Raw genomic sequence first — 20,846 nt, 5'->3', positions numbered from 1 at the left:
ATACTCACATGCACAAGGCCAACCTTGAGTTAAGCAAAATTAACAGTTAAATAGTCGCACCTTTTCAGTGGTTTCAGACAGCTCCCGTGTCGTATTTCTTATTCCGTTTCTGTTCTCTATGCTGGAAAAAAGCAAGTTGATAGGTAACAGAACGATTCCATTAAATCGGTTCTTTCTGCAAAATAGGGAATACCTTTGTTGTTGATAAGCTCCCGATTGCGGTAACCCCAATTAAAAATAAAACAGGTCTCAAATTTTTTATCTAGGGCAATACATAATATTAACGCCAATTTTGCTGAAGGATTAAAATGTCCTGTTGCAATGAAACTTATAGTTTGTCGGGATACTCCAATCATATTTAAACGGAGAAAAGTAGGTTTGAAAGCCCCGCCACTAGTTTTTCTAGACTTTCTAGACATTAATCCTTGTTAAATTAATCTGCCAGTTACTTTAAGTACAAAATTTCATAATCTCTTCTAAACTTTAGATATTTAAGTGTTGTTTAACAATACGGTCCAATTATGGCAGCCAGTCGTTAATTACTGCGCCCATTTCAGGAAGACTTAAATTCAGGATAGTATTAAAAAATCCGTTAATTTCAAAGCATCTATACAAGCCCTTCAAGAATGGCTATATCGTCCCATCCGTATACACGTTTATTAAGCGTTTTTCCGGAAAACTGTTCTTCAACGGTATCTATTTTTTTACCTCCAAGTGCTTCATAAAAAAGAAGGGAACTGTTATCTTCAAGCACTTTTACTATCATCGTAGACATGTTTTTTTGTTTTAGTTCCTCAATTATTGGTCTTACAAGTAATTTCCCCACTCCGTCTCTTTGATGCTCTTTCAAAATATATATGGCATATAATTCACCTGTGTAACCCGGATATTTATCTGTCCTCTTCTCACCACCAGATGAAAACCCTACAATATCTTTCTCTTTGGTTTCTGCCACGTAAACGCCACCGTTTGGAATGTTGTTTATCCATAACTGTTCTCTCTTCTCATAGGTCACATTATTCAAATACCTCTCTGGGATAATATTTGCATATGTCGTTTTCCAACTGTCAACGTGTACTTTTGCTATTCCTTTTGCATCAGCCAAAACAGCCTTTCTTATCTTCATTGAATCAGTCACCTCATTTCCCTGCAATCGCGCTCAATGTTTGAAGATCTACAAACCCATGAAAACGACATCTGTTTGCCGAGCGATTAATTGATGTTTTTTTAGCAATAATTTTTTAAGCCAATAGGTAGCGGATCAATCCCAATATGGCAAAACAAAATAAAGCTGTGCCAGAACCTATGCCGGTGATTGCACTGTTGGCAACTCCCAATTTTTTGGATAGCCATGGTGATATTACAGCAATTGCTATCATAAGAACCGCTAACATATACAAACTAAGGTCTTTAAAGATGTTTACTAGCCAGAAAAAATGAACACCTACGATAAAAGCAATCCACGGAGCAACATAATCCTTTTTTTTACTTCGGATCAACAAGAAAGCTCCGAGTCCCGCTAAAAAAAATTCAGTGTAGAAAACAATTAAGTAGTTAGTAAACGTGTCCTTTTCTGACAAAGTAGTTGCCGAATCCCCGTGCGTCACGCTTAAGTACACGCCAATCAAGCATACTAACAACGCAAACCCGGACGCAATCCCAATATACTTGTGCCACCTTTTTCTAGGATTCTCCTGAGCCCACCCGAACCAAACAAAACTAAACATACCGAAAATCGCCGAATACATCGCATAATCCCTTATATATTCTGGCTCCATAGTCAACCCTCTCCCATTAGTTTTTCCTTCACCAGAAACAGCTGCTATTGAGATTACTAATGGCTTCCATTCATTATATTTATTCTACCTTTGCGTATTAGATATATAAAATATAACCACCAAATGTTTACAATTCTTTTGTTCTACTATCCGGCCCTTTTGTTCAGCATTGGCGCTTATGCCTATTCCATATTAGCATCGTTAAATTGACGTCTTCGCACTTACCTTGCTTTTGTCAGAAATAAAAGCCATATGTTCATTAGAATCAAGTTTATGATAGTGTTGAAGGCCGATTCTTTCTGCCACTCGTATTGATGGTTTATTAGAAGGACGAATTCGGGCTATAACAGACAAATTAGGTATATAATCTTTAGCCATTTTAACAGCAACCCTGGCTAATTCCGTCGCATAGCCGTGTCCCCATGCCTTTGGTGAAAACCTATAATAAAGGTTCAACACGTCCATCCCTTTCCAGCGATCTTTACCGATCCCTCCAATTACATCTGACGTAGTCGGGAGAACAACTACCCAATAGCCATATCCATAATTCAACCAATTATTTCTCCAACGATTCAATGATTCTTGGGCCTCATCAAGATCCTTCATTGGCCCTGCTGGACGATATTGATTTGTAGCTGGATCTCCTTCTATCGACAGTATGTAAGATAGATCCTCTTGCTTTGGCATTCTAAGTAGTAAATTATCAGTTTTCACTCCTTTAAATATTTTCTGAACATAATGATTCATCTTTAACTCACCCGTTTGCGGCAATGTTTCATTTTAATCAAGATTAGTTATATAAAAGTCCTTCTCTACTCTGACAGGTTCTCATATTCCCCAAGGAACTCATTTACAATTAATCTTTGTTGCTCTTCCTACCGAATTTCTTGCGGCAGATTCATATTGCTTTTCACCACAATGCAGGCATTTCAATTTAAACAATGTTTTAATTGTTTGCTTCCAAGTCCATTCCTTACTACAGTTTTGACAGATAGGCATACAACGACCTCCCTTTTGTATCAGTATAATGATACACAGACACATGCACTTTGCTGGAACATAACCTTTAGAGGTATTTTAGGTATCCATTTCCTGAAGGATTTGAGCAACTGCCTCTTCATCCAAACCTGTGGATTTAACAACCACATCTATTGCGATATTCTGTTTTAAAAGTCTTATGGCAACAGCTTTTTTAGCATTATATTCCGCTTCATCAATTGTTTGCGCCAAATGTTTTTCTTTTTCTTCCAAATATTTTTCTTTTTCGTCCACGTATTTTTCCTTTTCATCCACGTGTTTTTCTTTTTCACCCACGTGTTTTTCCTTTTCGTAAAGGTCTTTTTCCATCCGCTTTATCTCTTGTTTCCGCTCTTCCTCTTGACGGCGTTCAGCTTCTTTATCTAGAAGAACTTTCAATCGCGATTCATACTGTAAAACTTGTTCTCTTGTCATGCTCAGTTCTTCCCAATTTTCAAAAGCATCACGTAATGACTCATCGTTCATGGCTATTTCCTCCAATTCTTTATAAATATCGTCATATACTTCCCCATGTCTGTGATCCACCATTCCCAGCATCAGTAGCCATCTGGCAAGTACATCTTCCCATGGATTCAGTTTTCCTTGTTTCCAATATTTTATTAGTTTGGTCATCTCGATGAAATGAAATTCCACCACATCCGAAAGCCAATATCGATCCACATCTTCTGATAAGTGATAGCTTGTATGGAAGCGTTCTGTTTGGCTGAAATAATCGTAGTTCAAGATATTGATGGAAATTACCGGTCGCAGTTGTTTATAGTCCATGCTTTTTCCCAAAAGATTTTTATACAATCTTGACCAGTAAAATATAGACCGTTTAGCCATATCATGTTTGTCTGAAAACTGAACTTCCACATTAATTGTTTCACCGGCATCTGTAACAACGAGCAAATCCAATCTCGATTCTTTATCCTCATCATATTCCCTGTTTTGCTCTACATTGGCGAAGACGACATCCTTGATTATGCCTCTGCCAGTTTTTTGCAAGATAGCATTGAGAAACACAATTGTAATTTGTTTATTTTTTTCATTCCCGAATAGTTGTTTGAAAGCAAAATCAATTTTTAAATCCATCAACCGCTCTAAAGGAATTCGCTTGAGCAGCTTTGTTTGCTTATTATCTCTCGTTGGTTTGTTGTAATCAATGGGGTTTTCCTGAACGTTGATAAATGCAGTTGAATCAATTGTTTTCACGTGAAAATAGTTTGTTTGTGGCATATCATCACACCTTTCACTTTTTGAGGTCTGAGCCAAGGTGTATTGTCTATTAATAGTATATCAGAAACCCGTTGCAAAACAAGTGTTCCCAAAAGGTTTTTAAGCTTTTTTGCATCGTTTACCATTTTGCAACCACAATTCACGCAAATAATATATATGATATCCAAACCAAATTAAACCGCTCTATCCTTATTCACGCATTACTTCCTTGCTTTTATCCGCACCAAAATCATGCCCGCTTTTCAACTATTACCAATATAAGTGTCGCAATTGGCCCAAGAAATAGGGACAAGAGAAACCAATTCAATCCACTTCTATTCTTTCCTTGAGCCAATCCCGCATTGATTAATGACAACGTTCCCCAGCCAACAACGAATTCATTCATTGAATCACCTCCCCGCTGTATTTGTATTTAACCGTTTACCTTTGACTTTGGAATATACTTGGTAAAGTAAGCAGCCAATATTAACAAAACAATTGATATCCCCCAGCTCACAATCCCGACAAAGTTAAACCAATAAGCCAGCAGATTGGTTACCGCCAAAAGGTAAAGGAAAATTGCCGATAAAGCACTTTTTACTCCAGTAATTCCAGCCCTATTACGTTTACGCACAGCAAAAAACAGGGAAACAATTAGCACTATAACGGTTATCACGGACAAGATATCTGCCCACATCATCATTTGCCCCCTTCCAGATAAAATTCCGCAGCCATTACTTCATTTACTTAACTCTATACTACTACTGTTTACTGCCTTATGCACAACAACAACCAACATTGCTTACTTAACTTAGATGTTTTAATTCATCCAAACCGGGAAGACACATGATAGAAAGAACATTTCATAGAAAGGGTAGTTATTTATGAAAAATATACAATATCAGCCAACCAAAAACAAACAGCTTTCTGATGCACAGGAAGTTCATTATTCCAAGGAATTTAAACAGGCAGATATTGCTGGCGGCTTTCGGAGACCCCGAGTCAATGTGGCAAAACACGAAAACCCACATTTAAAACAATAAACATATGATTCACCCCTATTCACTTTCAAATGCATATCAATTATGGAAACACATGAATGGCCATGTGTTTTTTCTTTATTTAAGCTACTATTAAATGATTGAAACCTTTTGCCAAATATCATCGTAATACAAAGCAAAGAAAATGGAGGTAGCAGTTATGGTAGAACCGGCAATGCAGCTCATCGATGTGAATAAAAACATCGGCAACAAAAATATTATCAAAGGGTTATCCTTTACAATTAATCCCGGGGAAGTGTTTGGATTTATTGGGCCAAATGGTGCCGGAAAAACAACCACGATCCGAATGATGGTTGGCTTAATGCATATGACAAGTGGCGATATTCGCATCCTTGGCAAAAGCATTAAAACCGACTATAAACAAGCAGCCCGAGAAATTGGTGCGATTGTAGAAAATCCGGAAATGTACCCGTTTATGACCGGGCTCCAAAACCTGAATCACTTTGCACGAATGACTCCTAGCGTGACCAAAGAACGTATCCAGGAAGTGATTTCTCTTGTTGGGTTGGAAAAAGTGATCAAACATAAAGTTGGCAAATATTCACTTGGAATGCGCCAGCGCCTAGGAATTGCCCAAGCCTTGTTACATAAACCGTCTGTCTTAATACTGGATGAGCCAACGAACGGGCTGGATCCTGCTGGTATTCGGGAAATTCGTACATACATCAGAAGTTTGGCTGAAAAAGATCATGTGGCTGTGATCATTTCCAGTCACTTATTGTCAGAGATTGAACTCATGTGTGACCGGATTGGAATTATTAAAAATGGCGAATTAATTGCCACCCAACAAGTGAACGAAACAGCTGACACACAAACAGCAATTCAAGTGCAAATGGAAGTAACGCCACAGGAACAGGCCAAAAAAATATTACAAGCGGAACACCAGATAGAAGCAATTATCAAGGACGGTATCCTGCAATTTCAAAGTGAAAAAGAAGATATACCAAAAATCATTCAAACACTGGCGAAACAGGATATTGCTATTTATCAAGTTAGTGCAGCCAAAACATCGCTAGAAGATAAATTTTTCGATTTGATTGGGGAGAATACGATTGGGTAACTTTATCAAATTACTCTATAATGAGCAGATTAAAATATATATTCGCAAGTCAACTTGGGTGATGTACATTTTACTGGCCGCAATAATTATTGGTCTGGCTTTTATCAACCATTCATTTGGTGACCTGAACGAGGAATATCAGGGAAATGACTGGCGGGAAGAATTACAACAAAGTAATGATGAAATGACCAAGGAAATGCAGGAAGATAAAGATTTGCAGGGACTTTACAATGAGGATATTGCTAAAAACAATTACTATCTGGAACACGATCTCAAGCCGGCCAAATATGATGCATGGCAGTTTGTCCTTGAAAATAAAGATTTCTTATCGTTGGTTACCTTATTTACCATCATCATTGCTGCCGGAATCATTGCGAACGAATTTAAATGGGGAACAATCAAGTTGCTGCTGATTCGTCCGATATCCCGGACAAAAATTTTGGTTTCCAAATACGTCTCCACCTTGTTATTTGCACTCTTTACACTGTTAGCTGTGTTGATCTTTTCCTGGATTGTTGGAGCGATTTTCTTTGGTGTAAACGGAATCCATACACATATTGTTGAATTTGGCATGGGTGGTATCACCGAAGTTTCTGTGCTCAAAGCAATTATTTCGGGGTATGGCTATCAACTGGTAAACCTTGTGATGATGGCTACATTCGCATTTATGATCTCTGCCATCTTCCGGCAAAGTTCATTGGCGATTGGATTAGCGATCTTTCTCATGTTTACCGGTACGTCAATCGTTGCGTTTTTTCAGGACAAAGCCTTTGCTAAATATATTTTGTTTGCCAATACCGACCTTAGCCAATACGCACATGGGCGGGAACCCCTCATTAATGGAATGACATTGGAATTTTCGATTATCGTATTGATTGTGTATTATGTTATCTTTCTTATTGTCTCTTGGCTGTTCTTTACGAAACGGGACGTAGCTGGACAATAAATTAAAATTGAAAAAGCTGTTTGCTTCGCTGGCAAACAGCTTTTATTTTTATTTATAGTTCGGCGACATTGGGCGTGGCGTATGAATATCAACCAGGTTTGAGATTACATCAACCGGTTGGGCGCGGGTATCAACCGGATTCGGGCATATATCGACCAACCAGACGCGGATATCAACCGGATTCAAGAAGATATCGACCACACGGGCTTGTGTATCAACCGGGATCAAATTGATTTATGCCATACATATAAAAAACCGGAAGAATGCCATTTAAAACATTCTTCCAGTTCGAGAATTATCCTAATTTAGCTCGTCTTGCTGCTTTTTCCCGTTCGTTTTTGTTCAGGATTTTCTTGCGCAGGCGAACGTACTCAGGGGTTACTTCACAATATTCATCATCATTCAAGTACTCGATTGCTTCCTCCAATGACATGCTTCTTGTTTTGCGGATGGTTGCCGTCTGGTCTTTTGTTGCAGAGCGGACGTTGGTCAGATGCTTTTCTTTCGTGATATTAACTGTCAGATCATTTTCGCGATTATGTTCGCCAACGATCATCCCGGCATAAATATCTGTTCCTGGCTCAACGAAAATGACACCGCGGTCTTCCAACTGCATAATACCATAAGTGGTTGCTTTGCCATTTTCCAATGCGACAAGCACCCCTTCACGACGGCCGCCGACATAGCCTTTGTAAACCGGCTCATACGAATCAAAGGTATGGTTTAAAATACCATATCCGTGGGTCTGACTCATAAATTCGGTCGTATAGCCAAGTAAGCCACGTGATGGAACTTTAAAATCAATCCGAACCTGGCCATTTCCATGGTTGACCATATCCAGCATTTCGCCTTTACGTGCGCCGAGGGATTCCATCACCCCACCTGTATATTCTTCAGGGATGTCGACTTGCACCCGTTCGACCGGCTCACATGATACACCATCGATTTCCTTAATAATAACTTTAGGCTTGGAAAGTTGCAGTTCAAATCCTTCACGCCGCATGTTTTCAATTAAAATCGATAAGTGCAATTCACCACGGCCAGATACGATCCATGCATCCGGTGATTCGGTTGGTTCGACACGTAAACTTACATCGGTTTCCAACTGTTTCATTAACCGTTCTTCAATTCGTCTGGAAGTTATATATTTTCCTTCCTTACCGGCAAATGGGCTATTGTTTACCAGAAAAGTCATTTGCAATGTTGGTTCATCAATTCTGAGCATCGGCAAGGCTTCCGGATGATCCTCAGGGCAAATCGTTTCGCCGATATTCAGATCTTCCATACCTGCAATGGCCACAATATCACCAGCTTTTGCTTCCTGGATTTCGATCCGCTTTAGTCCGATAAAACCAAACAGTTTGCTCACGCGGAATGATTTTTGGGTTCCATCTTTTTTCAAGACAACCACATGCTGGCCGACTTTAATTTTTCCACGGAATACCCGGCCGATCCCAATTCTTCCTACATAATCATTGTAATCCAGCAACGTTACCTGGAATTGTAATGGTTCATCAACGTTATCAACCGGAGCCGGAATCTGTTCCAAAATCGTTTTGAAAACCGGATCCATGGTTTCCTGCTGATCATCCGGTTCCTCACCAGACGTTCCATTTAACGCGGAGGCATAAACAACCGGAAATTCCAACTGATCTTCATCGGCACCAAGTTCGATGAACAAGTCTAATACTTCATCGATTACTTCATTTGGGCGAGCGTTTGGACGGTCAATTTTATTTAAAATAACGACAGGGGTCAATTTTTGTTCCAATGCCTTTTTCAAAACAAACCGGGTCTGCGGCATGCAACCTTCATACGCATCAACCACTAACAGAACTCCATCGACCATTTTCATAATTCGTTCTACTTCTCCGCCAAAGTCTGCGTGACCTGGTGTATCTAAAATATTAATGACTGTATCTTTATAATTAATCGCGGTATTCTTTGCCAGAATCGTAATCCCGCGTTCACGTTCGAGGTCATTTGAATCCATTGCACGTTCATCTACATGTTCATTTTCACGAAAAGTACCCGAGTATTTCAACAGTTGATCAACAAGTGTTGTTTTGCCGTGGTCAACGTGGGCAATTATCGCGATATTTCGTATATCTTCTCTTAATTGCATAAAAGTACGCTCCTCTTTTATTACGATTATGTTAGCGGAATGAGTGCCAAATAAATGGTTTCGTTCCCTAACGTCCATCTGTAATAAGGTTGACTCAAACCATACTATTATAGCACAAAATGCTGTCGAAAAAAACTACTTTTTTGCAACGACAAATTGTAACGTAAATTTTGCCCCGCCCAAACTGGATGTACCAACCGTAATTTTGCCATTGGATTGTTCGACAATCGCCCTGGCAATTGCGAGTCCCAGTCCGGTTTCGCCATTTTTCCCTTTCACAAACCGGTGAAAAATATGCGGAATTAATTCCTCCGCTATCCCTTCCCCGTCATCCTCAACGGTTATGAAGGTATTGTTTGCCTGTTTGGTAACATGAATCTCTACCCTGGAGTTGGCATGACGGATTCCATTAAAGGTGATATTTAACAACGCCCGAAGTAACATCTCCTGATCGGCAACAATCATCGTCTCCGGTTCTACATGATCTTCAATCGTAACTCCCTGTTCATTCACCAATGGCAATGCCCGTTCCAGAACCTGATCGATCAATTCGCGAACAGCTATCTTTTCCGGCTGGTAGCTTGTTTGTTCACTGTCCAACTTGGCTAGTAATATCATCTCATTAATAATCTTTTTTAGTCGTTTGACCTCTTTGACCATGATTTCCAGGCCTTTTTTTTCATCTTGCTCATTAAATATACGATCGTGGATTCCCTCTGCATAGCCTTGAATGGTCATTAATGGCGTTTTCAACTCGTGACTGGCATTTTGGAAGAAGGCTTGCTGTGTTTTCATATAGCGCTGCAATTCACCAGCCATTTCGTACACACTTTGTTCAACCTCCTTAATTTCCCCCGTCGCCTGAATGCGTTCAATCTGGTCAAATTGCCGCTTTTCAATTTTCTTTAACTGCCATTTTAATTTCGTTAATGGGGTAACCAGTTTGTTGGTCAAAAAATAACTCAATATAATCGCAGCCACCGCCCCAATCAGGAACACGACCAGCAGCCGTTGAATATAATTATGCTGGACAGCCTGCAAATCCTTGAGCGGGGTTAACAGGATCAGTTCCAGACCGGTGCTTTTTGGATAAAACAGAATTCTTGAGGTAACGTATTTATCATTGCTATATTCCCATAATTGCTTCGATTCGTCGGCAAAATTATTGTTCCGGAAAAATCCGGCGGCAACCTGTTGTGACATGGTCGAGTCCAGCACCTGATTATGTGCACGATCATACAAAAATAATTGTAAATCCTTATCCTCCAAAAAATCACTGAACTGTTCAATGTTTTGCTGGGAACTGTCCTCATCATTTAAAATACTGACAAGAATCTCCCCTTTTTGTTTCAATTGCCGCTGTTCATCTTGTACAAGCAAATCGAGGATCAAGGAATAAATAACAAATCCCGTAACAGCCAAAATGACCAGTAGTAATGTCGTAAACGCAACGTTTAATTGATTTTGCAGTTTCATTGCTATTCCTCTTCAGAACGAAGGCGATATCCGTAGCCCCAAACAGTTTCCAATTGGATATCCTTCAATTTTTTGCGAATTCGTTTCACCAGGTCATCTACCGCACGATCACTGCCAAAATAATCGCTGCCCCAGACTTGAATCAATAATTCCTCCCGGGAAAAGGCCCGGTTCACATTTTCTGCAAATAGTAACAGCATATCGAACTCCTTGGTTGTTACTTCCTGCTCGAGCCCATTCCAGAACACCAGACGATCCCCTTTATAAATAACCAGATTATCCACTGTTACCTTGTCCTGAACAGGGTCATTTGCGTCCATAACCAAGTTGGAGCGTTTCAACAGCCGCTTCACACGAGCCACTAATTCCCGGGGGCTAAATGGCTTCGTTAAATAATCATCACTGCCAAGTTCAAGCCCCAATATTTTATCCACTTCTTCATCTTTAGCCGAAATAATAATAATTGGCACCTCACTCTCTTGCCGAATTCGTTTGCAAAAATCATACCCGTCCATTCCCGGGAGCATAATATCTAAAATCCACATATCCGGTGGTTGTGTTTCCCATAATTCCAATGCCTTCTCCGCCGTATCATGAATCGTCACCATAAACCCTTCCTTTTTCAAATAGGCAGAAACGATATTTTGAATATTCGAATCATCCTCCACCACACCAATATGATAACCCAATTCATATACCTCCTTTGTGGGACGGGGGGACAGGCACCGCGTCCCGCTTTACCCACTTTCTACATTTACACTTTTATTTTTACACAAAATGGGGAATATGAACAATGAAAAGCAAAAAGCAGATCACTTATTAACAGGCTGTATTTTTCCTTCCCCATGTATGTGCAAATGATACATGAATGCGGGATAAGCAGTTCGTAAGTTCCTGATTGCTTCGGGCCTGGACAATGTGGAGCACTATTACACACTTTTTCTACATTTATACTTAATTTCTTCCAAGGCAGGCAATTATAATGATAATATAGAAATTATTACTTAGATATTAGAGGGTGATAAATATGGATTATCGTGATGAGCACAATGAACAGCAAAATCAGCAACAACCAACGGATAATCAAAATACTGACAGCCAGTCAAAGCAAAGTCATGATCAATTTTATGATAACCAATCAGAAAAAGGCCCGGGAATTACGAGAAGACCAAAACAAACACCGCCAAAAGAGCCGAAACCCAAATCATCCCACCCACTATTAAGCGGGCTTGTCGGCGGAATCATTTCGGCGGTGATTGTCGCAGCTTTATTTCTGACAAACGTCATTCCTACTGGTACAAACCAAGAGGCCAACAGCAACAGCGGATCCAGTCAAGCGGAAGATCAAGAAACAACACCAGCCATTTCCAATACCGTTGCTTCTGATGATGCGGATGTTGCCTCCGATATTAGTGAGGCTTCCAAGACAGTTGTTGGTGTGATTAACAAGAAGCAAATAAGTGATTGGGAGCCAAGTCAGGAAGCTGGTTCAGGATCTGGCATTATTTACAAGAAAGAAAACGGCAAAGCCTACATTGTTACAAACAACCATGTGGTAAATGGTGCGTCTGAAGTCGATGTTTCACTGGATGACGATCATAAACTAAAAGCAAAAGTATTAGGAACCGATACGCTCACCGATCTGGCAGTTTTACAGGTTGATGGCAGCAAGATTGATACGGTCGCAAAAATCGGCAAGTCCGGTGATTTAGAAGTGGGAGACACTGTCATCGCGATTGGTAACCCGTTAGGCATGGAATTCTCTGGTTCCGTGACCAAAGGCATTATTAGTGGACTGGAACGAAATATAAAAATTGATACCAACGGAGATAACCAGCCTGACTGGTCAACAGAGGTTATCCAAACTGACGCGGCAATTAATCCGGGGAACAGTGGTGGCGCACTTGTCAACAGTGACGGTGAAGTGATCGGCATTAATTCGATGAAAATTGCCCAGCAATCGGTCGAGGGGATAGGATTTGCGATTCCAATTGATTCCGCCATGCCAATTATGAAGGATCTGGAGAAAAAAGGCAAAATCGAACGTCCATTCATTGGGGTTAGCACTGCTGCACTTGATGAGGTTCCGCCGCAATATCAACAAAATATCAAACTTCCTAAAGACGTCGACCACGGGATGGTTGTTGCAAATATTGAACCTGGATCACCTGCTGATAAAGCCGGCTTAAATCAGTTTGATGTTATTACCAAAATAAACGATAAAGAAGTTAAATCTATTTTGGATTTACGAAAATATATGTACTCAGAGACAAACGTTGGAGATACCATTAAATTGGAAGTATATCAAAATGGCAAACCAAACACAGTAGAACTGACATTGTCCAAACGCCTGGAACAGGAACAATAATCTATCTCCATCCATTAAGGGAAACCTATCCATTTTAAAAAGGAGGTTTCCCTTCTTTTTTGGGTGGCAGACCGATATAATTAATAATATACGCGCACCCCAGCTTTTAAAAAAAGATCATGCGGATAATTTTCGTAAATATGTCAAAGGAAGTGATAACATGCATTGTCCAAATTGCGGACAAGAAATAGAGCAGGGAAAATTTTGCACAAACTGTGGGGCTCAACTGTCAGACACTGAATCAATCCCGACACAGGATCCAACCATGTATACGACCGAACAGCAACAATCGACCGCAAATAATGAACAACCGGAACAAGTCAGACAAAACGAAACAATTGAGAAGCTAAAAACAGCAGGCGCCGATTTTGGGCATTTTTTTGTTACCTTACTCAAAAAACCGAGCGAAGCAAAACATGCGAATAGCAATGATCTGGTTTCCAGTATTGTGACGATCGTTATATTTGCTCTCCTCCTTGCCTTAGGTGTTCACCTCACATTCCATGCCTTCTCCAGCGGCTATTTTGGTGAGCCTGACTTTACATTTTTTACAACCTTTGTGTTACCATTTGTTGAATTTATCTTATTATTCCTCGTTGTTGCTGCGTTAACTTTGGCAGGTGGTAAGATTGTTGCACAGCAGATTACCTATGCCGATGCACTGGCTAAATATGGTGCCTACCTAATCCCGTATTTGTTATTATATGTGGCAGGATTTATTATTGCTTTCATCGGCCTGTCTTCCTTATCCGGAGCATTCATTTTGCTAAGCATGATTGGTGCATTAATGATTATCCCGACACTTATTTTATTGGAGCAGCCTGCAAACGGATTTGACCGGATTTATATTTTAATGGCCATTTACTTTATTTCCTTACTTGTTTGCAGCTTCTTTTTACAATCCTTTGCCGAAACACTCATTGACTCTGTGCTTAGCAGTATGCTGGATGGGTTTGGCAGTTATTAAAGAAATCCCACCCAGGCCCCTATAAGAAAAACGCACAAGCAATCAACTTGTGCGTTTTTCTTATTCATTCTCGTTGTAACCATCGTCCTGGTAATCGTTTTCCGCTTCATTATAGCGCTTTTCATACCGGTTATGGTTTGGAGTAACGCCATCGTATTTACCATAAATATCGGCGGATAGGAAGCTTTCAATGTCCTCTGCACTTCCCCGGTTTTCGTCACTATTTGGATAAACCTGATCGTAATTCTCCTGATCGTCATAAATGTCAGAAGGAGTATCAGATGTTCCATAGCGGTTCACATCTTGCCAGGCGTCTTCCGCGTCATATTCTGTTTCCACTTCATCCCCACGTTTGTTCGGGTTGATATGCGAACTGTATACTTCTTCTTCAATTGGCCGTTCACGGTTAAATGTATGGTCCGACGCATGCTTCATACAAACATCAGTCGTTGGAACCGCCTCCAACCGTTCAAAAGGGATGTCCCTGCCACATTTACTACAAATGCCATAGGTTCCCTGTTCAATTGCATGTAATGCTTCATTAATCTCTTCCAATTCCCTTTCCGCATGCTCATTTAATGCGAGGTCTTTTCCGCGTTCAAACAAACCGGTCCCATGATCTGCCGGGTGATTATCATAATTGGATAGTTCCCCAATCGATTCCTGGGCAAACTCAAACTGCAGACCGAAATGATCCTGCACCTGCTTAATCAGTTCATTTTGCCGTTCGGTAAGGGCGTTTTTACATGTATTTAATTGCTTTTTAGTTAGCATAGGGTTAGCCTCCATTTAAAAAATCATTTCAGAGGATGTTCAAAAAAGGATAGCTAATTATACTATGTGTTAAAGCGCAAAGTTGATTCTTTATTTACGTTCCCAAATCATGTCAATATGTCCTATCAATTACCTGGATTAATTTTGGATCATTCGAGCTAGGCTGATATCATTCAGTACAAAATTAGTCATCGCCTTAATCGGGCTTTAAAATAGCGTTTAGCCCAAAAATTCTGGTATAAAAAAACGGCCATATTCAGGCCGTTTTTTTATTCAGAAAAGGGAATATAATCGGGTACCTGTGACCCATCCCTGCTTCTTTTAATGTTTGAAGGGTGACGGTTAACAGCAGCTCACGTAATGTCAATTTTACGGGCATTATCGGATTGTTGTTCGTCTTTAGGCACTGTAATTTGCAGCAATCCATCCTCCAGTTTTGCACTTACCTCATCGGGTTTAACATTGCCCAGATATAAGGAACGCTGCATTGTGTCATACCGTCTCTCTCTGTGAATATACGAGTCATCTTTGCCTTTTTCTTCGACGTTTTCTTTTCTGTTGACAACAATCGAAAGCCTGCCGTCGTTTAAACGAAGATCAATATCCTCTTTTTTCACTCCCGGAACTTCTGCTTCAACCAAATACTCGTTATCCGTTTCTTTTACATCCACTTTAAACGGATCCGTTACGAGATTTCTGTTCTGAAACCATGAATCGTTAAAGAAGTCATCAATCATGTTGATCGGATTCCAAGGACTCGCATTGACTACACTCCGATTTTTCCTGTTGTTAAAAGGAACTAATGCCATTGTTAACCACTCCTTTTGAACAGATTTTGGTTTTTAGCACTCTTCCGGGTCGAGTGCTAATCTATTTAATGTTTACCACGTGTGCAGAATTTCAAACACGATAGTCCCAAAAAATTGAACCAAAGGCGGAAGCGCCCGGTTAGCGGCGTACAAACTGGAAGGGTTCTGACGAGATAAAGGAAACACGGTAAGCTGGAAGCGAACCGATGTTGACTTATCGTAGGAAGAAGCCTGAAGTTTGCTAGCCGCTGGGCGCTGGAGCCGGACGGAGCCTATTCTGGCATAAGCTGGACGCAAGTTGATTTTTATACTTTCTTAACTTTCTAGAAAAAATACCTTTTACTCGAATAATGATTACCATAAATAATACATTCATGAACACCTAATGTTTCCCTTTTGCAATTGATTCCCGATTTGGAGCTTGCGGGGGCTTTTCCATCCACCCATTTTTAATCATGATATCTGCACCATCTGCGGCATATTTTGCAATTTGAGCTGTAAGCGCCGTATACGTTGTGATTAAATCCGATCTTTGACTAGCGCCAATTGCTGCGCCGTATTGACCAATCCCGGCTTCATTCATCGCTGCAATATGGAACATCATCAGTTTGTCTGAAAATGGAGGTTGTGTAGAATCCGTGGGTAATGCGTTCCACGTTTGAGCAGTAGGCAAATGGTCATTTCTCATAATTTTATTGAATGTGTTGACGTGTTTTTCTGAGATATCCCGTCCCCTGGCCATGTACTTCCTAACCTCACTTGATTGAGCCACCTGGCTGAACCCGGTAATCAGAGCGGCTCCCACCGTATTCCTTTCACTGTTGTAGTATAGGTTCGTAATTTCAATTCCATTTAACGGACGTTTTTCATTAAACCATCCTCCGCTCGTATAATTCTGGTCATTGACATATTCTGCAATTTTCGGTTTAGGAATATAGGGGGCTCTTGTAAAAACTCCTCTTTCCAATTTCACTTTTATGGCTTGGTCCAATAAATCCGCTGATGTATGAAGACATTGCTTATAAAACTGAACAACATCCGAACGTGCCGCATTAGCCAAAGCCATTGTATAGACTGTCACCCCCATTTTCCCAAGGTTTTGTATGTAGACGAGATAAAAGTCGTCCGTAAACAAGCGTGGTGCACTTAGATCTACATCTTGTTCGGAAAACCCAAAAGGAATAGCGATTTCTTCTGTCGTAAACATGTTTTCCACAAATTGCACGTGTTGTTGCGATAAGCTCAAAGCAAATTCAAATACAGCACGTATATCTTGATCTTGAATATGAGTTAATGCATAGCTAATGGTTTGTATTGCCATCGAATCACTCAGATAGCCACTCCAAAGACTTGCGATTTCTGAAGAGGTCAAATCTGGATTAGGCTGTGTATTCATAAGAGTCCCTCCAAAGGTGTTTTATTAGAAGTATCTTTCACCTCACCAGGGAAATTATGCAATTGGGTGGAACGAATCATTTGCTATTGCTGTATTATTCTGTTGCGTTTCCATAAAGAAACAGAGGGCAGGATTTCCTGTCCTCTGTTGTTGATTAGCAAAGTTCAGTTGTCATTACATACAAATTAATTACTACAGTAGATCATATCAATATGGGGAATGCCATCTTCCAAATAAGCCGGTGAAATCTGCTGAAACCCAAACGATTCGTAAAAGGATTGCAAATAGGTTTGAGCTTGAATTTTGATGGTAGTTTCCTGCCATTCTTCAACAATAAAGTTAATCGCCCGTTGCATGATCATTTTGGCATAACCATGGCCACGATATTTTTCCACCACCAGCACCCTGCCAATGGATACTTCCGGAAATGTCCTACCTTTTGGTAAGATACGAACATAAGCTGCAATTTCATTATTTACTTTCAAGAATAAATGAATCGCTTCCTGATCACAATTATCCAACTCCTCATATGGACAGGATTGTTCAACAATGAATACATCAACTCGCGCTTTGATAATCTGATATAATTCATCTACCGGTATTTCATGAAATGATTTTTTAAACCATTGCACCTAAAACAACTCCTAGCTAAGCGTGTATGAAATTTATAGTTGTGCAGTCATTTAACAAAAGCTTGTACAGCTACGACGCCTTTGTTTTTCCAGTATACCACACAAGAAAGGATTTTGGCGTATGGGTGTCGAAATGGTATGTATACTATTAAATAAGGGAGTATCGATATATGACAACGATTGGATTTATTGGAACAGGTGTCATGGGTAGAAGTATGGCGGAAAATTTACTGAATGCTGGATATGAATTGACCCTCTATACGCGTACGAAAGAAAAGGCTCAGGATCTGCTTGATAAAGGTGCTGCCTGGAAAGATACGGTTGCAGATGTAGCAGCTTCAGCCGATGTAATTATTACTATGGTAGGATACCCGCAAGATGTTGAGGAGATTTACTTTGGTGATGACGGTATTTTGGCCAATGCCAAGCAAGGTACCGTTGTGATCGATATGACGACATCAAAACCGGCACTTGCTGTTGATATTTATCAGAAAGCTGCGGAAAGAGGAATCAAAGCACTGGATGCCCCTGTATCTGGTGGAGATATCGGAGCAAGGAATGGAACGCTTGCCATTATGGTTGGCGGCGACCCGAATGTTTTTGATGAAATAAGTCCCATTTTGGATGTGATAGGCAGTGAAATCATTTTACAAGGAGAGGCAGGTGCCGGGCAGCATACGAAAATGTGTAACCAAATCACAATTGCTTCTAATATGATTGGTGTATGTGAAGCGATTGTTTATGCACAAAAAGCCGGACTTGATCCCAGCAGAGTCCTGGACAGCATTACAACAGGGGCTGCTGGCAGCTGGTCATTGTCCAACCTGGCACCCCGTATGATTAAAAGAGACTTTGCCCCAGGCTTTTATGTCAAACATATTATCAAGGACATGACAATCGCCTTGGAAACTGCCAAAGAAATGGGTATAGAAACCCCGGGATTAGCCCTGTCACTAAAACTGTACAAACAACTGGCAGAAAACGGAGATGCAGACAGCGGGACACAAGCCCTTATCAAGTTACTGGAAAAATAACATTCTTGACTTATTCTTTCCGTTGCTCGATTTCTGACTGAACAACATATGCTAAATCATTATTGCCAAAGAGCTGGAGCACCTGTAATACCGTCTGATCGGAAATCTCTTCTGATTCGGCTTTCGGTACAGTGTGCTCCAGTGCCGCGGCTAATGCCTGATTGGCACTTTGGGTCGGATAAGCCCTTTGGTATAATTTCATTGGGTGCAAATCATGATTGATGCACCACTGAGCAAATACGAGTATCATCATGTTTTCGGCGTTTTCATAGTTTTCAATGACCTTTTGATCCACATCACGATTTTCCATCAATGATCACCAGCCTTTTTCAATTTGAATATCCAATAAAAAGTAAAAACTCCATTCAGTAGGGGTTTCTGTCATTTTTAAAAACAAAATGAAACAAAAATTTATTTTTATACTTTCTTAACTTGCAAAAAAAGAGCCTATCCCCGAGGAGATAAGCCCTTTGTTGTTTTATTATTGAACAACGACGTTAGCCGCTTGTGGTCCGCGGTTACCTTCGACAATTTCAAATTCAACATCTTGGCCTTCTTCAAGTGTTTTGAAGCCTTCAGCCTGGATTGCTGAGAAATGTACGAATACATCGTCCCCGTCTTCACGCTCGATGAAACCGAAGCCTTTTTCTGCATTAAACCATTTTACTTTACCAGTCATTGAGGATGACCTCCTTATCCAAATATCGTGCAAAGTAATTGAATCATAAATACGTTTACACTCACTTTGATAAAGAGATCGTAAAGTATTATTTCAAACTTCAATTTCCTTTTGCTACTTTTAACTTTACTCTTTTATGAGAAAAAATGCAAGCCATTATTTAGTAAATTTCCGGAAGTTTTCTTGTATTGTTGTATGTCTGCTTCTTCTCCACCAACATGCGATATTCTAGCACTAGCTACACGAGCAACTTGTTCTGGACGGGAGAGAACACCTCAACTCGGGAGACAGCTTTGTCCCTTTTCGCCAGGAAGCGTCAGAGAATCACTCTAATTATCGGCCCTCAGGTTCTTTTTCATGTATGAAGCAATCCTTTGTTCGTCTTCATGTTCAGATTTTTCAAGTTCATGAATCACCATCTTTTGCCGTTCCCTTGGATGGTTTTGACTTAATTTCGCTTTACCTTCCATTTTATCGACCTTTATCTTAAAACCCACAATTCCTTTCGTCTGGGCTTCCATATATTTGGGATCGACCTCATCTAATTTGTATGAGCTGTCGGGGCCTTCATATTTTAGTACAAGTCCACTCAATGATTCCTTTAATTCTTTGCCATCGATAAGTTCAACATGCCCGTAAACATGTACAGTAATATAATTCCATGTAGGGACTGCTCTATTTGTCTCATACCAAGACGATGAAATATAACAGTGCGGACCATGAAAAGCAGCCAGAACCCGCTGTTTGTCAATATCCTTCCATTGCGGATTCGATCGTGCAAAATGGCCATAAAGATGTTTCCGGTCTTTATCCATCATTAAAGGTATTTGTGTGGCTGCAGGTTCTCCCTCATGCTGCGAAAACAAAGTAGCAAACCCATATTCATCTATGATTTCATAAAGTTTTTCATCATCCTTGATTGAAAAATGCCGCGGAATAAACATATACTCACGCTCCCATCAATTAAGTTGTTCATGCCATTGTTTTGACCATAATAAAATCCGTTTGTTGTTCGTCTCCCATGTAGAAAGAATGTGAGCCCGTTTTAACAAACCCCATCCTTTGATAAAAACGGATCGCACCTGTATTATATTCCCAAACACCTAACCAAATTTTCCTTTTGTTTTGGTCCTTTGCAACTTCCAGCCCCTTCTTTAACAGGCACTTTCCAAGCCCGTTTTTTTGAAACTCCTCACTAATATAAATCCTTTCAATTTCCAGTGCTTCCTCCCCCATATCTTCTGTTTGGGCCTCATCAACATTTATTTTTAAATAACCTGCAAGTTCCCCATTACAATATAGAAAATAAAATGTTGAAGCGGGGTTTGATATTTCTTCTTCCAACTTCTTTGTGTTAAAAGCATTTTCCAAATAAGCTTTCATGTTCTTCTCTGAATTCATATTGGAAAAAGTCTCATGAAACGTGTTATAACTGATTTCTTGAAGTGTTTTTACATCCTCAACTGTACATTCATTGATAACCACAGACATCTGAATCTTCCCTTT

The 20,846-nt window shown here is 40.1% G+C and carries 24 protein-coding genes and 1 pseudogene; 7 read left to right on the top strand and 18 right to left on the bottom strand.

What is annotated here, in order from left to right:
- Nucleotides 1–233: 233 nt before the first annotated feature.
- The 7 genes and pseudogenes from O2S85_RS02855 to O2S85_RS02825 all read right to left on the bottom strand — a co-directional run.
- Nucleotides 234–356: pseudogene (locus O2S85_RS02855) on the bottom strand (helix-turn-helix transcriptional regulator); the annotation flags it as partial.
- 251 nt (nt 357–607) lie between these two features.
- Nucleotides 608–1,126, bottom strand: coding sequence for a GNAT family N-acetyltransferase (locus O2S85_RS02850; RefSeq protein WP_269411248.1), 519 nt, complete (start codon nt 1,124–1,126; stop codon nt 608–610).
- Between the two features lie 115 nt (nt 1,127–1,241).
- Nucleotides 1,242–1,778 (bottom strand): hypothetical protein, encoded by a 537-nt coding sequence (locus O2S85_RS02845; RefSeq protein ID WP_269411247.1) that lies wholly within the window; start codon nt 1,776–1,778, stop codon nt 1,242–1,244.
- Between the two features lie 201 nt (nt 1,779–1,979).
- Nucleotides 1,980–2,525, bottom strand: coding sequence for a GNAT family N-acetyltransferase (locus tag O2S85_RS02840; RefSeq protein ID WP_269411246.1), 546 nt, complete (start codon nt 2,523–2,525; stop codon nt 1,980–1,982).
- A 330-nt stretch (nt 2,526–2,855) separates the two neighbouring features.
- On the bottom strand, nt 2,856–4,034 hold the full coding sequence (locus tag O2S85_RS02835) for an Rpn family recombination-promoting nuclease/putative transposase (protein WP_269411245.1): 1,179 nt from the start codon (nt 4,032–4,034) through the stop codon (nt 2,856–2,858).
- Between the two features lie 229 nt (nt 4,035–4,263).
- Nucleotides 4,264–4,419, bottom strand: coding sequence for a hypothetical protein (locus tag O2S85_RS02830; RefSeq protein WP_269411244.1), 156 nt, complete (start codon nt 4,417–4,419; stop codon nt 4,264–4,266).
- A 27-nt stretch (nt 4,420–4,446) separates the two neighbouring features.
- On the bottom strand, nt 4,447–4,713 hold the full coding sequence (locus O2S85_RS02825; protein ID WP_367746270.1) for a hypothetical protein: 267 nt from the start codon (nt 4,711–4,713) through the stop codon (nt 4,447–4,449).
- Between the two features lie 184 nt (nt 4,714–4,897).
- On the opposite strand from O2S85_RS02825, the gene O2S85_RS02820 reads away from it, so the two are divergent.
- From O2S85_RS02820 to O2S85_RS02805, 4 genes are all read left to right on the top strand, one after another.
- Complete coding sequence (locus O2S85_RS02820; protein ID WP_269411243.1) at nt 4,898–5,056, top strand: YfhE family protein; 159 nt, start codon at nt 4,898–4,900, stop codon at nt 5,054–5,056.
- A 157-nt stretch (nt 5,057–5,213) separates the two neighbouring features.
- Nucleotides 5,214–6,134, top strand: coding sequence for an ABC transporter ATP-binding protein (locus O2S85_RS02815; RefSeq protein WP_269412450.1), 921 nt, complete (start codon nt 5,214–5,216; stop codon nt 6,132–6,134).
- Nucleotides 6,127–7,080 (top strand): ABC transporter permease, encoded by a 954-nt coding sequence (locus tag O2S85_RS02810; protein WP_269411242.1) that lies wholly within the window; start codon nt 6,127–6,129, stop codon nt 7,078–7,080. The genes O2S85_RS02815 and O2S85_RS02810 overlap by 8 nt, the downstream gene beginning before the upstream one ends.
- A 20-nt stretch (nt 7,081–7,100) precedes the next feature.
- Nucleotides 7,101–7,313 (top strand): hypothetical protein, encoded by a 213-nt coding sequence (locus O2S85_RS02805; RefSeq protein WP_269411241.1) that lies wholly within the window; start codon nt 7,101–7,103, stop codon nt 7,311–7,313.
- Between the two features lie 62 nt (nt 7,314–7,375).
- Here O2S85_RS02805 and typA read toward each other — a convergent pair whose 3' ends face one another.
- The 3 genes from typA to O2S85_RS02790 form a co-directional block, all read right to left on the bottom strand.
- Entirely contained in the window at nt 7,376–9,205 is a 1,830-nt protein-coding gene (gene typA, locus O2S85_RS02800; RefSeq protein WP_269411240.1) for a translational GTPase TypA, read from the bottom strand.
- A 135-nt stretch (nt 9,206–9,340) separates the two neighbouring features.
- Complete coding sequence (locus O2S85_RS02795; RefSeq protein ID WP_269411239.1) at nt 9,341–10,681, bottom strand: sensor histidine kinase; 1,341 nt, start codon at nt 10,679–10,681, stop codon at nt 9,341–9,343.
- A gap of 2 nt (nt 10,682–10,683) precedes the next feature.
- On the bottom strand, nt 10,684–11,370 hold the full coding sequence (locus tag O2S85_RS02790; RefSeq protein ID WP_269411238.1) for a response regulator transcription factor: 687 nt from the start codon (nt 11,368–11,370) through the stop codon (nt 10,684–10,686).
- A 338-nt stretch (nt 11,371–11,708) separates the two neighbouring features.
- On the opposite strand from O2S85_RS02790, the gene O2S85_RS02785 reads away from it, so the two are divergent.
- Complete coding sequence (locus tag O2S85_RS02785; protein ID WP_269411237.1) at nt 11,709–13,049, top strand: S1C family serine protease; 1,341 nt, start codon at nt 11,709–11,711, stop codon at nt 13,047–13,049.
- Nucleotides 13,050–13,209: 160 nt separating this feature from the next.
- Nucleotides 13,210–14,016, top strand: coding sequence for a hypothetical protein (locus tag O2S85_RS02780; protein ID WP_269411236.1), 807 nt, complete (start codon nt 13,210–13,212; stop codon nt 14,014–14,016).
- A gap of 60 nt (nt 14,017–14,076) precedes the next feature.
- Here the strand turns inward: O2S85_RS02780 and O2S85_RS02775 are convergent, their stop codons facing one another.
- From O2S85_RS02775 to O2S85_RS02760, 4 genes are all read right to left on the bottom strand, one after another.
- Nucleotides 14,077–14,790: a TraR/DksA C4-type zinc finger protein gene (locus tag O2S85_RS02775; RefSeq protein ID WP_269411235.1), complete on the bottom strand. Its 714-nt coding sequence runs from the start codon at nt 14,788–14,790 to the stop codon at nt 14,077–14,079.
- Between the two features lie 353 nt (nt 14,791–15,143).
- Entirely contained in the window at nt 15,144–15,599 is a 456-nt protein-coding gene (locus O2S85_RS02770; RefSeq protein ID WP_269411234.1) for an Hsp20/alpha crystallin family protein, read from the bottom strand.
- A 382-nt stretch (nt 15,600–15,981) separates the two neighbouring features.
- Nucleotides 15,982–16,995 carry a DUF3231 family protein gene (locus O2S85_RS02765; RefSeq protein WP_269411233.1) on the bottom strand — a complete coding sequence of 338 codons (1,014 nt, stop codon included), beginning with the start codon at nt 16,993–16,995 and terminating at the stop codon, nt 15,982–15,984.
- 185 nt (nt 16,996–17,180) lie between these two features.
- A complete protein-coding gene (locus tag O2S85_RS02760; protein WP_269411232.1) occupies nt 17,181–17,627 on the bottom strand; it encodes a GNAT family N-acetyltransferase in 447 nt (148 codons plus the stop codon).
- 170 nt (nt 17,628–17,797) lie between these two features.
- On the opposite strand from O2S85_RS02760, the gene O2S85_RS02755 reads away from it, so the two are divergent.
- On the top strand, nt 17,798–18,661 hold the full coding sequence (locus tag O2S85_RS02755) for an NAD(P)-dependent oxidoreductase (RefSeq protein WP_269411231.1): 864 nt from the start codon (nt 17,798–17,800) through the stop codon (nt 18,659–18,661).
- A 10-nt stretch (nt 18,662–18,671) separates the two neighbouring features.
- Here O2S85_RS02755 and yxiS read toward each other — a convergent pair whose 3' ends face one another.
- The 4 genes from yxiS to paiA form a co-directional block, all read right to left on the bottom strand.
- Complete coding sequence (gene yxiS / locus O2S85_RS02750) at nt 18,672–18,971, bottom strand: protein YxiS (RefSeq protein WP_269411230.1); 300 nt, start codon at nt 18,969–18,971, stop codon at nt 18,672–18,674.
- A gap of 171 nt (nt 18,972–19,142) precedes the next feature.
- Nucleotides 19,143–19,340 carry a cold-shock protein CspD gene (gene cspD, locus O2S85_RS02745; protein WP_269411229.1) on the bottom strand — a complete coding sequence of 66 codons (198 nt, stop codon included), beginning with the start codon at nt 19,338–19,340 and terminating at the stop codon, nt 19,143–19,145.
- 329 nt (nt 19,341–19,669) lie between these two features.
- On the bottom strand, nt 19,670–20,284 hold the full coding sequence (locus O2S85_RS02740) for an FMN-binding negative transcriptional regulator (protein WP_269411228.1): 615 nt from the start codon (nt 20,282–20,284) through the stop codon (nt 19,670–19,672).
- A gap of 28 nt (nt 20,285–20,312) precedes the next feature.
- Nucleotides 20,313–20,831 carry a spermidine/spermine N(1)-acetyltransferase gene (paiA, locus tag O2S85_RS02735; RefSeq protein ID WP_269411227.1) on the bottom strand — a complete coding sequence of 173 codons (519 nt, stop codon included), beginning with the start codon at nt 20,829–20,831 and terminating at the stop codon, nt 20,313–20,315.
- Between the last annotated feature and the right edge of the window lie 15 nt (nt 20,832–20,846).

Source organism: Lentibacillus daqui (assembly GCF_027186265.1).
Classification (GTDB): domain Bacteria; phylum Bacillota; class Bacilli; order Bacillales; family Amphibacillaceae; genus Lentibacillus_C; species Lentibacillus_C daqui.
This window is presented reverse-complemented; position numbering and strand designations above follow the sequence as displayed.

Bases quoted from the DNA above. Each gene is read 5' to 3' on its own strand.
- O2S85_RS02850 (WP_269411248.1), bottom strand. From the start codon at position 1,126: ATGAAGATAAGAAAGGCTGTTTTGGCTGATGCAAAAGGAATAGCAAAA.
- O2S85_RS02845 (WP_269411247.1), bottom strand. From the start codon at position 1,778: ATGGAGCCAGAATATATAAGGGATTATGCGATGTATTCGGCGATTTTC.
- O2S85_RS02840 (WP_269411246.1), bottom strand. From the start codon at position 2,525: ATGAATCATTATGTTCAGAAAATATTTAAAGGAGTGAAAACTGATAAT.
- O2S85_RS02835 (WP_269411245.1), bottom strand. From the start codon at position 4,034: ATGCCACAAACAAACTATTTTCACGTGAAAACAATTGATTCAACTGCA.
- O2S85_RS02830 (WP_269411244.1), bottom strand. From the start codon at position 4,419: ATGAATGAATTCGTTGTTGGCTGGGGAACGTTGTCATTAATCAATGCG.
- O2S85_RS02825 (WP_367746270.1), bottom strand. From the start codon at position 4,713: ATGATGTGGGCAGATATCTTGTCCGTGATAACCGTTATAGTGCTAATT.
- O2S85_RS02820 (WP_269411243.1), top strand. From the start codon at position 4,898: ATGAAAAATATACAATATCAGCCAACCAAAAACAAACAGCTTTCTGAT.
- O2S85_RS02815 (WP_269412450.1), top strand. From the start codon at position 5,214: ATGGTAGAACCGGCAATGCAGCTCATCGATGTGAATAAAAACATCGGC.
- typA (WP_269411240.1), bottom strand. From the start codon at position 9,205: ATGCAATTAAGAGAAGATATACGAAATATCGCGATAATTGCCCACGTT.
- O2S85_RS02795 (WP_269411239.1), bottom strand. From the start codon at position 10,681: ATGAAACTGCAAAATCAATTAAACGTTGCGTTTACGACATTACTACTG.
- O2S85_RS02785 (WP_269411237.1), top strand. From the start codon at position 11,709: ATGGATTATCGTGATGAGCACAATGAACAGCAAAATCAGCAACAACCA.
- O2S85_RS02780 (WP_269411236.1), top strand. From the start codon at position 13,210: ATGCATTGTCCAAATTGCGGACAAGAAATAGAGCAGGGAAAATTTTGC.
- O2S85_RS02775 (WP_269411235.1), bottom strand. From the start codon at position 14,790: ATGCTAACTAAAAAGCAATTAAATACATGTAAAAACGCCCTTACCGAA.
- O2S85_RS02770 (WP_269411234.1), bottom strand. From the start codon at position 15,599: ATGGCATTAGTTCCTTTTAACAACAGGAAAAATCGGAGTGTAGTCAAT.
- O2S85_RS02765 (WP_269411233.1), bottom strand. From the start codon at position 16,995: ATGAATACACAGCCTAATCCAGATTTGACCTCTTCAGAAATCGCAAGT.
- O2S85_RS02755 (WP_269411231.1), top strand. From the start codon at position 17,798: ATGACAACGATTGGATTTATTGGAACAGGTGTCATGGGTAGAAGTATG.
- yxiS (WP_269411230.1), bottom strand. From the start codon at position 18,971: ATGGAAAATCGTGATGTGGATCAAAAGGTCATTGAAAACTATGAAAAC.
- cspD (WP_269411229.1), bottom strand. From the start codon at position 19,340: ATGACTGGTAAAGTAAAATGGTTTAATGCAGAAAAAGGCTTCGGTTTC.
- O2S85_RS02740 (WP_269411228.1), bottom strand. From the start codon at position 20,284: ATGTTTATTCCGCGGCATTTTTCAATCAAGGATGATGAAAAACTTTAT.
- paiA (WP_269411227.1), bottom strand. From the start codon at position 20,831: ATGTCTGTGGTTATCAATGAATGTACAGTTGAGGATGTAAAAACACTT.